Source organism: Plectonema cf. radiosum LEGE 06105, from assembly GCF_015207665.1.
GTDB lineage: Bacteria > Cyanobacteriota > Cyanobacteriia > Cyanobacteriales > Nostocaceae > Rivularia > Rivularia radiosa_A.
In genome coordinates this window covers 1-10758 of the sequence record NZ_JADEWL010000186.1, presented here as the reverse complement: position 1 = coordinate 10758, position 10758 = coordinate 1, and the positions used below count along the sequence as shown (strand labels likewise).

Annotated in this window: 11 protein-coding genes; 4 read left to right on the top strand and 7 right to left on the bottom strand. The window is 35.3% G+C overall.

Annotated features, from left to right (window positions below; translation table 11 throughout):
• Positions 1-18: 18 nt before the first annotated feature.
• Positions 19-1296, bottom strand: a complete 1278-nt coding sequence (locus IQ247_RS29110) for a glycoside hydrolase family 10-like protein (protein WP_193925315.1) — start codon at positions 1294-1296, stop codon at positions 19-21.
• An 85-nt stretch (positions 1297-1381) separates the two neighbouring features.
• Positions 1382-1936 carry a pyridoxamine 5'-phosphate oxidase family protein gene (locus tag IQ247_RS29105; protein ID WP_193925313.1) on the bottom strand — a complete coding sequence of 185 codons (555 nt, stop codon included), beginning with the start codon at positions 1934-1936 and terminating at the stop codon, positions 1382-1384.
• A 200-nt stretch (positions 1937-2136) separates the two neighbouring features.
• On the opposite strand from IQ247_RS29105, the gene IQ247_RS29100 reads away from it, so the two are divergent.
• A complete protein-coding gene (locus IQ247_RS29100) occupies positions 2137-2553 on the top strand; it encodes a hypothetical protein (RefSeq protein WP_193925311.1) in 417 nt (138 codons plus the stop codon).
• Between the two features lie 125 nt (positions 2554-2678).
• Here the strand turns inward: IQ247_RS29100 and IQ247_RS29095 are convergent, their stop codons facing one another.
• The 4 genes from IQ247_RS29095 to IQ247_RS29080 all read right to left on the bottom strand — a co-directional run bounded on the left by IQ247_RS29095 (position 2679) and on the right by IQ247_RS29080 (position 6207).
• Positions 2679-3746, bottom strand: a complete 1068-nt coding sequence (locus IQ247_RS29095) for a bestrophin family protein (RefSeq protein WP_322745598.1) — start codon at positions 3744-3746, stop codon at positions 2679-2681.
• An 82-nt stretch (positions 3747-3828) separates the two neighbouring features.
• Positions 3829-5043 carry a proton extrusion protein PcxA gene (locus IQ247_RS29090; protein WP_193925310.1) on the bottom strand — a complete coding sequence of 405 codons (1215 nt, stop codon included), beginning with the start codon at positions 5041-5043 and terminating at the stop codon, positions 3829-3831.
• A 59-nt stretch (positions 5044-5102) separates the two neighbouring features.
• Positions 5103-5288 carry a hypothetical protein gene (locus IQ247_RS29085; protein ID WP_193925308.1) on the bottom strand — a complete coding sequence of 62 codons (186 nt, stop codon included), beginning with the start codon at positions 5286-5288 and terminating at the stop codon, positions 5103-5105.
• Positions 5289-5526: 238 nt separating this feature from the next.
• Positions 5527-6207 carry an LbetaH domain-containing protein gene (locus IQ247_RS29080; RefSeq protein WP_193925306.1) on the bottom strand — a complete coding sequence of 227 codons (681 nt, stop codon included), beginning with the start codon at positions 6205-6207 and terminating at the stop codon, positions 5527-5529.
• 681 nt (positions 6208-6888) lie between these two features.
• Here IQ247_RS29080 and IQ247_RS29075 point away from each other — a divergent pair.
• Both IQ247_RS29075 and IQ247_RS29070 read left to right on the top strand, forming a co-directional pair.
• Positions 6889-7557, top strand: a complete 669-nt coding sequence (locus IQ247_RS29075; RefSeq protein WP_193925304.1) for a response regulator transcription factor — start codon at positions 6889-6891, stop codon at positions 7555-7557.
• A 571-nt stretch (positions 7558-8128) separates the two neighbouring features.
• Positions 8129-9358 carry a sensor histidine kinase gene (locus IQ247_RS29070; protein ID WP_193925302.1) on the top strand — a complete coding sequence of 410 codons (1230 nt, stop codon included), beginning with the start codon at positions 8129-8131 and terminating at the stop codon, positions 9356-9358.
• 110 nt (positions 9359-9468) lie between these two features.
• Here IQ247_RS29070 and IQ247_RS29065 read toward each other — a convergent pair whose 3' ends face one another.
• Entirely contained in the window at positions 9469-9717 is a 249-nt protein-coding gene (locus IQ247_RS29065; RefSeq protein WP_228060144.1) for a Mo-dependent nitrogenase C-terminal domain-containing protein, read from the bottom strand.
• 373 nt (positions 9718-10090) lie between these two features.
• Here IQ247_RS29065 and IQ247_RS29060 point away from each other — a divergent pair, with 373 nt between their 5' ends.
• Positions 10091-10744 carry a hypothetical protein gene (locus IQ247_RS29060; protein WP_228060143.1) on the top strand — a complete coding sequence of 218 codons (654 nt, stop codon included), beginning with the start codon at positions 10091-10093 and terminating at the stop codon, positions 10742-10744.
• Positions 10745-10758: the final 14 nt, after the last annotated feature.

Here is a 10758-nt window from a genome sequence, read left to right as displayed (position 1 = left end):
CCATCACCCCATCCCCCCCTAACCTTTCCAACCAGCTAACAAATTCGGATACTTCGCTGGTGTAGTAAATAATCCCCTAAAACCTTGCTGACGCTGTTGTGATGGTTCTTTACTCATGTTCCACAAGGTTTCATAGAAAAAGAAAGATACTCCTGCAAAATTGCGATCGCGAACTTGTTTCACCTGTGCTTTAATTTGTTCTATGGGTACGTGTTTATTTTTTAAACCACTAATAATACCGATACTGGTAGGAATATGTTTTTTGGCAGCGATGACTTCGGGATACTGTAATTCATTCACAAATACATTCATGTCATCGCGGTAAATTTGAATTACCAAATCTTCTATTAATCCCATACGTTCCCATCTTTGCCAATCGGCTAAAAAGTATTCATAGGAAAACCTTTGGGGATTTGGTGCAATTGAAACGATACAATCTTTTTTAACCGCTTTGATTGCCAAGAATACTTGTTTCATAAAATCAGTAATCTTATCAGCCCGCCATTTTAACCATTCTGGGTTTTTATTATCTGCGGGGGGTGCTTTACCGTTATGCTCTTTTTTATATAGTGCTACTGTGTAACTGTCGTAGCCATACTCCGATGGCAAACCAAAATGGTCATCAAATTGAATGCCGTCTATATCATATTTTTGCACCATTTCTACGATTAAATCTTTGATAAATCGCTGTACATCAGGACGAAAAGGATTCAACCAAACGCGATCGTGAATACCTTCTTTTTTTATTTTGCCCCCATCAACACGATTAGTTAGCCAGTAAGGACGACGCTTTGCTAATTGTGAATCAGCAGGTGCCATAAAGCCAAATTCAAACCAGGGAATTACCTTTAAATTCCTCGCGTGTCCCTCACGTACTGCTTCTTCAAGCATATCGCGTCCTCGAAGTCCGGGTTCGGGATCTACATTAGTTCCAATAACACTTGCCGCAACTTTACTAGGATACAAAGTATAACCCCAATTCCACACCGCAGGATATACAACATTGAAGTTTAATTGTTTAAGTCGTGTCAAAGCATTAGTCAGATTTTCGCGCTTAAATAAAACATCGCTATCAATATTAGTTAACCATACCCCGCGTAATTCCGTTGCTTGGGTCGGCTTGTTAACAATTGGCTGCTGAGGGGTTTTAATTATAATTTGAGCAGGTGCGGGGAAAGAAAACATTACCCCAGCCATCAAAGAAACAGTAAAAATTCCTGTTAGAAACGCTCGCCTTTGGCTGCGCTGCTGACTTAATAAAAGTAAGTCTACACACCACTTAATAAATTTTTTCATTATTTACTGAGTACAAAACTCTACAACAATCATGACTAGGATAACCGTTCTGATGTTGCTTAGTTTAGTCACCAGGTAACATTAGCTATAGTATTTCGCTCAATGGAGTTGCTAAACCATCAATACTTACGAGATTTTTCTGCTTATGATATTCTTTAATTCCCTGTTCTCCTTTTTTCTCTGCCCAATTGACTAAAGCTTGTCTGTGTTCTTGATATTCGTACAAAGGTACACCCATTCCGCAAGATGTTTGTACTCGCTCAATATCGGCTACAATTATTTGACGGGTTCCGGGAATTTGCGGAAACTGTGAAGATAAAGATTCCCACTCTGAATTACCCGGTAAAATAGTGTTTCCCCTACCGTAAAGCCGCAAAATACAAGGTGGTTCTTGAAAAGCGCAAAACATCAAGGTAATTCGCCCATTTTCTTGTAAATGGGCTGATGTTTCATTTCCGCTTCCCGTCAAATCGAGATAAGCAACTTTGTATGGTGAAAGAATCCGAAAACTTTCTAATCCCTTGGGAGAAAGGTTAACGTGTCCGGTAGAATCTATTGGTGCAGTAGCCACAAAGAAAATCTGTTGGTTTGCAATAAACTTTTGTAATTCTTCGGTGATGGAATCAAAAACTTTAGCCATGATCAGTTATCAGTTATCAGTTATCAGTTATCAGCTATCAGTTATTAATTATCAATGAATATGGCACTTCTTGATTGAGTTAGTTCTCACATATCTAAAAAACGACTTCTAACCCCAGAAAAAAATTAAGGTTTTCGCACCCCGTTTTACTCTGAGTGTTTAAATTGACTGGTAATCTAAAATCTAAAATCTAAAATTCTATGACTAACCGAATTATCTGGATTCACGGTGATTGTCTGAGTCCTAAAAACCCTGCACTGGATGAATACCCGGATACTCCCGCAATTTGGGTTTGGGACGATGCATTATTAAAAGAGTGGCAAATTAGTCTCAAGCGAATTACTTTTATTTACGAGTGCTTACTAGAATTACCAGTTGTGATTCGTCGTGGTGATGTAGCTGCGGAAGTTTTAGCTTTTGCAAAAGAACATAATGCCAATCAAGTTGTGACTACAGATAGTCCAAGTCCCCGTTTTAATAATATTTGCGATCAAATTGAACGTTCAAAAGAATTAGAAATATTTGAGGCAGAACCATTTTTTGAATACGACGGTTTCATCGACCTTAAGCGGTTTTCTCGTTATTGGAAAGTTGCTCAGAAATATGTATTTGATTAACAGGAGAATAACATTTAACTTAATCGGAGGCTAATTTCATTAGTAAATATTGAAATTATTCTGTAGGGACATTTCATGATATATCCCTACATTAATTTTCAAATTTCTCAATCTTTATAAAAGATTTATGCAGTTCTATCGAAGTTTTCTTTATATTTACCTTGAAGAGGTGAAAAGGTAATTAAATCATCAGTATTACGTTTAATTGTATTGCAGATAAAATCTAAAGGTAAGTCATTGGGATCATGTCCAAATGGTTCTTCTATTTCCGCTCCAATTTCATTAATTCCTAGTAAAACAAAGCTAATAAATCCAACTACTAAACTCGTCCATAGATTTAAACCAGCGACTAATTCCCAAGGAAGCAACAAAAAGTAAATCAATAACAAAATTTTCAAAGTCATTGTATATATCAAAGGAACTGGTGTTTTTAAAATACGTTCGCATCCACCTAAAATATCTATCATCTCATCAACATCTTGGTGTAACGTATTGAGTTGAAACACATTTAACTGCTCCCGTTCATATTGATTTTGGAGATATTCACTAAGCCATAAAGAAATTTCCAAAGGTGCGTGATTTACTTGTAGTATTTGTTCGTATTGTGATGATGACATAAACGGGACTAACTCTTCGTTCATTGGATCGCGACGTAAATGCAATTTCATTGCAATGGTAAATGCTACAACCAAGCGCATTGCGGCTTCTTTGATATTTTTATCTTTCCAATTTCTTTCTTCAATATATACCCAAATACCTCTAACCAAATTACGCACTACATTCACCTGCGCTCCCCATAATTTACGTCCTTCCCAAAAACGATCGTGCGCTGTATTAGTGCGAAAAGCTAGTAGTAAACTCAAGACGATATTTAAACTAACAATAATATTTTGAATTACTTTATTGTCAGTAAAAATACTAAAATGTCCAAAATAACTGAGAATAGAAACACCAAAACCATATCCGGAACACAACATAATCCAAGGAAGAATTGCCGGAATCATTGCTCCTGCAAGACGAAAAACTACTTGCCACCATTGTAGCTTTTCGCCCGTATAAAGATTAAATTTTTCTCCAAACGACCTCGACTTTTTTCGAGAATGATTAGCTTTTTTATTTTGCGGACTGAACCGCACACTTTTTTGATTATTTGTTCTAGGATTGTAATTTTTCTTCCTAAATGGTGCAATCACTTTTTAGTCTCCTTTAATTACATTTAGAGAATTGAATTCAACAAACAATGATTTATAACTATTGGCTTATTGACGATTATGCTTACTCATTCATATTTTTAAAAGTGGCAACTGCTGAAGGAGACATTCGGCTCATATATCGGAATATCCAATATTTGAAAATACTATCTAAAACCACTGGGAATGTGGCGATAAATAAGAAAATTACACTATGATTTGCTGCAATACCTAAGTGATTCGATATTCCTTCCAAAATTACTTCCCATCCGTGAGGAGAGTGGAAACCTACAAAGATATCGGTTAATAAGATGAGAATGAACGCTTTAGCACTATCGCTTAAACCATAGACAATATCATTCATAAACGATTTAAGTGCAATTACTCGTTTTTTACTGAACAACATCACCATAGCAAAAGCAAAAATTCCCACAAAATCGGCAAACACATTACTAATTGCAGTACTACTTTTTTTGCGGTAATCTTTAGCAATTTCTTGCGCTTTATGCTGAACTTTACTTTCAATTACCTCAGTCGAAAGTTGTGGTGCATTATGAATTAGCGTTTCAAATTTTAGACCTTCTTCAAAACTATTTAGTTCATGAAAAGCTTCTTCTTTCATTTCTTCATGGAGAAACATTTGAGATTGATTTGCATCTCTTACTCGTTCTACAATTGGATAAATTAAGAATTGCTTTGATAAATTTTGCGCTAGTACCGGAACAATTACTAAACTCATCAGTAATTGTACAGCCATTCTCGTTTTTATTCTAGAACTACGAAAATTATTGATATATTCCGATTCGGAACGGGGGTTAAAATCGGTTTTTATTTTGTTAATTGTCCTTCCAATTGACCTAGGCAAAGCGCCAGTTTTTTCGGTAAAATTTTCTGAATTTGCTATAGTTGGAAGATTCGATTCAGGTAAAGCTAATAAAGACTGTGATACTTCATCAATCTCTGTATATTTATTAATTATCTCCTCAATAAATTTTAACTTGGATACATTTTTACGACTCAAATTACCAAGCAAAAAACTACTAGCTTTAAATTCTGCTAACCTCATCTTAAGCATGGTCAAGTTTTTATCTAAGTCCGCACGCAGAACTGATGATAAAACTTTGCTATCATTTGCTGATTCGGTTTCCTGTTCAATTTCTTTAATCTTTAAAGCTAAGTGATAAGCATTTTCTAAAGCACGTTCTGGTGTTGTGAAAATTCTTTGGGAACTAAAACGCACATATTGTTTAAGCTTTTCAACTAAGATATATGCTCGCTTACTAGGTAATGTAGAGGTCATAATAAAATTCCTGTAAATGGTATAGATTCATTAAATGAAAAGCACCCTGATACTCACAATTATTCAGTTAGTGAATCACTTGTGTAATTTATCGAAGGTAATTTATTCGCAAGAGATTGAGTTATAACTATTGCATCTGTCCGAATGCATCGAGAATCAGTAACATTAACTTCTTGCTGGGGAGATTGTTTTTGCAGCGCATAGTATTTCCCCCCATTGATGACTTTTAAATTAGGAGTATTCATCAAATATCTCTCCTGAATCGGTATTTTTCAACGTGAGTAAAGTTGTTGGAATAATCAACAGTTAAACGTTAGTTGGGGGTTAACCTTTAACTGTCAATCGTCAATAATTAATCTTGTTACGTCATACATTGCACATCGATTAAAAGCGGGAATATGAGCGAATTACTCAACAAAAAAATCATGTTTTACGAGCATATTTCCTATTTATTAGATTTGTTGAGAATGGTGCCTATAAGTCTTAATAAATTACGCATGCGTCAGATAAGCCTAACTCGTGACATTCTTTGTTGTGATAACTAGTAGCTAGTTCAGTATTAACGTGTACTACTGCATTGTTTAGACTTCTCAAGGGATAGGTATCAGTAATGCTAGGTAAATTATTAGCAGCTTCTTGGCTAGTAATCAAAGCACCAGCACTCACATACTTACCATCAGGAATAGTTACTCCCATTACTAAAGCTTTGGGTTCAATCACACAGTTTTTCCCAACTGAAGCGCGGAAAACTAATGCTTGCATTCCCACAAAAGTGTCAGCACCAATAAAAGCTGGTCCGTGTACTTGACACTGATGAGCTAAAGAAACTCGTTCGCTAATATAAACTCCGTAAAATTCACCTTCAACTTCTACCACTGCTTCCCTTACTAATTTTCCGTTGACATGAGTTTCCAGCGCATGTAACACAACACAATCTTGAACATTTACATCGTCTCCAACATAGATGGGCTGACCTTCATCACCCCTAACAGAAGCAGCTGGTGCAACCATCACCCGTTTACCCAGATGCACATTTCCAATTACAGCACCTAGAGGATGAATATAAGCCGTAGAATCAATTTTTGGCTTAATTTCATTATCGTTAAAAGATGTACGAACATTTGTATGAACGTGGATATTTTCAAGTGCAATTACGTTATTCATTGTAGAACCTCTATGTTTTAAATTCTGAGCTTTACACTTCTGAGTTATTAACAATTAATGCAAGAACCAGAAGTGTTTTTCGCTTCTGTAATTCATTTAAAACTGCAAAGGTAACAAATCCGGGACAAAAAAAAGACAAAGAGAGGAAATTTTATAGAAATTGTTTTTGACTGTTTTTATTTCTATAAATCAAAATAACTTGAATGGACATAACACAGTTCCCAAGTCCTGTTTAACTCTTAAAAGAATATCTATTAATCTTGCTTATGTTCCTTGTTGATTTATTGAATCTCTTGTACTACAGCATCTTGCTAGAGACAAAACCTTTACATACAAAGCTTGTGAGCGATATACAACCCAAGTATTAGAAAAAACAAATAAAAATCATCCCTTGGATAGAGTACTAATCTCCGTATATTTATCAGATATTATATATTTATTTTTACAGTATGGACACTTTCAAAAGTGTCATAGTTGCGATAATTTTATTCGCTACAGCATAGTAGCTTTTCTAAGAGAAAAAGGTATAAAATTGGCAAATTTATACTTTTTAGTTAAAAGTTGATAGAGTTGTTAGCAAAAATAATAATTGTGGTAAAAAGGCTTACTTATTCTTGATTTGAGTGTCATTTATTTTCTCGAAATCACGTAAAAGTTCATGCACAAGGTATATTGTTTGCAATGAAAATTCTATTAGCAGAAGATGACTGTCATATTGCACAATCACTCACGGAAGCATTAATAGTCCAACAATATTCAGTTGATGTTGCTCCAGACGGGCTAAAAGGTTGGGATTTTGTCCAGGCTTGTAGTTACGATTTGCTACTATTGGATGTAACAGTTCCTAAACTAGATGGTTTGAGCCTGTGCCGTAAAATACGTGCAAATGGTTATCAGGTACCTGTTTTAATGTTAACTGCTCGTGATAGTACTGCGGATAAAGTTGCAGGTCTCGATGCTGGAGCCGATGATTATGTTGTTAAACCTTATGAACTACAAGAATTATCGGCACGTATCCGCGCTTTAATTCGGAGAGGTCGCAATCCTTCATCTGCAACTTTAGAATGGGAAAATTTGCAATTAGATCCAAATACTTGTCAAGCCAATTATGCAGATCAAATTCTTACCTTGACTCCTAAAGAGTACCGTTTATTAGAATTACTTATACGATCTGGTCGTCGTGTATTGAGTCGCAGCGCAATCTTAGATAACCTCTGGACTTTTGATGAAACTCCGACAGAAGATGCTGTTAAAGCTTTAGTGAAGCGTTTAAGACAAAAACTTAAAACCGCAGGTGCATCAGATGATTTTATCGAGACAGTATACGGTTTTGGCTATCACCTCAAATAATTGCATTAATTAAATGTGTAATTATCTGCAAAATATATAAATCAATATTTTCCTCTTTTTTAGTTGTAAGGGAGGAATTTATTAGACATCTCCGAAAAAGAATGTAGAGACGCGAAATTTCGCGTCTCTACAAGGTTTCTGGATGACGCATAATTAATTTCCACCAGATGTCTATTGTATTTAAGTATTTCATCTTGTAGTTTTGCGAAACAACCCAATCGCAAAATATAAAATCACATATTTCAATATCCTTATATACCCATAGAGAAATAATCCTGTAGACATTTGGTCTAGATTAAATAGTAATTAAGGAATAATCTATTTGTGAGAAGATTCTCATTCAGTTTTAATTTTTATCTTATAAAATACATTGAATATTAGTTGTAAATGTTGAAAATTGGTAGATACAGATGATTTAAATTAGAACATTAAGAATTCAATAAATTTAATTCTATAATCAATGAAAGTGGTGTGAGTACAAAATATGGTTTTGTTGAATTTCTCAAAATATCTTCAAAACAAAGTATCTAACTCTTTGTCTTGGCGTTTGTGGCTTGTTTATCTCAGCGCAATGTCAACAATTTTTACAGTCTCAGCAATAACTGTATATGCTTTTTTTAACGTATCTTTGGAGAAAGATGAAAACGAAAGACTAAAAACTCTAACCCAAGCAGCATCTCCAAGTATAAAAACTATAAAAACGAAAGGAGTTGTAGCATTAGAAAAAGACTTATCGTGGCGCAACCTACTTGAAAAAGACCAAGGTATAGAATGGTTTGATGCAGATGGAAAACTTTTAGCAAAGGAAGGAAGCATATTTTTTAATTATCCTTTGTCCCCTAATATCGCAACTCGCAATTTAAATCAAGATTCTCCCTTGACTCAAAAAAAAGGTAATATCCGCTCAGTATCGATTCCTATATACACATATGTAAGTGAAACAACACTTAATTTAGAAGGTTATATTCGAGCGAGCGAATCAAATCAAGAATTAGCTACGAAATTAAATCGACTGCAATTAGGTTTGAAAATTGGAGGATTAACGGTTTTAATTTTGAGTAGTGTTAGCGGCGGGCTACTGACTTTTATGGTAATCAAGCCAATTAAACAAAGTTTTCATTACCTCAAACAATTTACTGCTGATGCTTCCCATGAATTACGAAATCCCCTCACCGCAATCAAGACAAGTGTGGAATTAATGCAATCTCGTGCAGAAAACTTATCTAATGATGATGCCCGAAAAATTGCAATTATTAGCTCTGCAACAGAACAAATTAAGCGCTTAGTCGAAGATTTGCGTTTTCTATCACAAACAGATGCAATGCCTCACAATTCTCCATTAGAGTATCCGCAAATTCCTCTTGATGAAATATTAGAGGATTTGGCAGACAGTTTTGAGACACAAGCTGCTTGTAAACAACTGGATTTTGAATCTCGTTTATCTGATAGTGTCTTAGTCAAAGGTGATATGCATCAACTAAAACGTTTGTTTACAAACTTATTGGAAAACTCAATAAAATATACTAAAACTGGGGGAATAGTCAAACTATATTTAGAAAAGAGGAAAAACTTTGCTTTAGTGCGCGTAGAAGATAATGGAATCGGTATTCCCCAAGAGTATATTCCCTTAATCTTTCAACGATTCTGGCGAACTGACACCGCACATCATCAAGATACAGAAGGTTTAGGATTAGGTTTAGCGATAGTCCAAGCTATTGTACAAAAACATCGAGGGAGAATCAATGTCAAAAGTCAGGTTGGAGTTGGTAGTAGTTTTCAAGTTTATCTACCATTAGCGTAAGAATTTAGGGCAAAGAAAGCGTATCTAAAATAATGGAAGTCTCGTTTACTGAGAGTTTTATTTCTTTGCCCATCAATCAAAATCAAAATGAGTTTGCTCTATGTTAGTAGTCACATGAAAGATGCAATATCAAAACCACATTCATCTGCTAAATAAGACAAAGCACGCCATCGCAACTGCATGAATTCTTCGTAAAATGGATTAAGTTTGCATAAGGGTGGAATATGAATTATTGCATCACCCCAGAGTTTTAGATCATATTCAAATGGGCATGAGTTAGGAATTAGTTTACACATCCATTTAGCTAAATTGACATTATTAACGGGAAAATTATTTAGCCACCGGCGTATTAATGTCATTAATCTACTTGGTAACACAGATATATTATAAATTACCATTTAACACCTCAATATTTGTTCTCTACTCAAACTTGTATTTTGGAGACTTTCATTGATCATAGTAAAACAAACTCAGTGATAAGTCAGAGACAAAAAAGTGACAATATTGAGACATTTGATTACTTTAATCCTCAGCCCAAAATATAGTAATTATGGTATTAGCGAATGATTTATAAACTTCGGATATTATGGCTCAAGTCAATAATGAACTTAAATCTTCAACCAATGCTTGGTGCGCGACAGCAAAACCTTTATTGTTGCCAACTAAATCGATCTTGTTACTGTTCGCCGGAAAATGAGATAGCATTACCTATCATGTGTTTGGAGAATTTCCATGGCATTTCGTTGGTTTGGCAAAGTTCACGGTTCCGATTCAGTAAATTGTGAAACAAAAATGCTTACTCTGAAGCGATTCGATTTCAAATTATTTAAACAAACAGCTAAATTAACAGCACCAATTCTAGCTATAGCTGGCAGTTTCGCGATAATTTTACCTAGCAATGCTTTAATCAACCCCTTTAGAAAAAACAACGAATATCGTGTATGTGCTGCACGTCTTTTGAGTGTAGGTATTCCAGCGGAGACTACAGCTAGTGCTTGTGCAGCGGCACTTAGACCCCTGGAAGTATCTTCTTGTGTAGGTCAGATTCAGCGGAGAACTCAAATTCCTGCAACAGATTCCCTTTCTTTCTGTGGACAAGCACGTCGTCCCAATGATTTAGCCACTTGCGTTGTTGATATCGGTACTATTCGTCAGGAAGGGGCTAATCCTGCTATCTTAAGTTACTGTAGTCGCAGCTTACTACCAGTTGATTTTGCTCAATGTGTAGTAGGTTTACGTTCTGAAATTGACTTTTCACCTACACAAGCAATGGAAAGTTGTATCAACGCTAGCGATCGCATTAGCAATGTTGTACCTTTCTCAAAACCTGGAGTTAATCCTTCTATAGAATTTAGCCCCACTTTTGAAACAACTCCGATTCGGTAGAATCAGGGATGGGG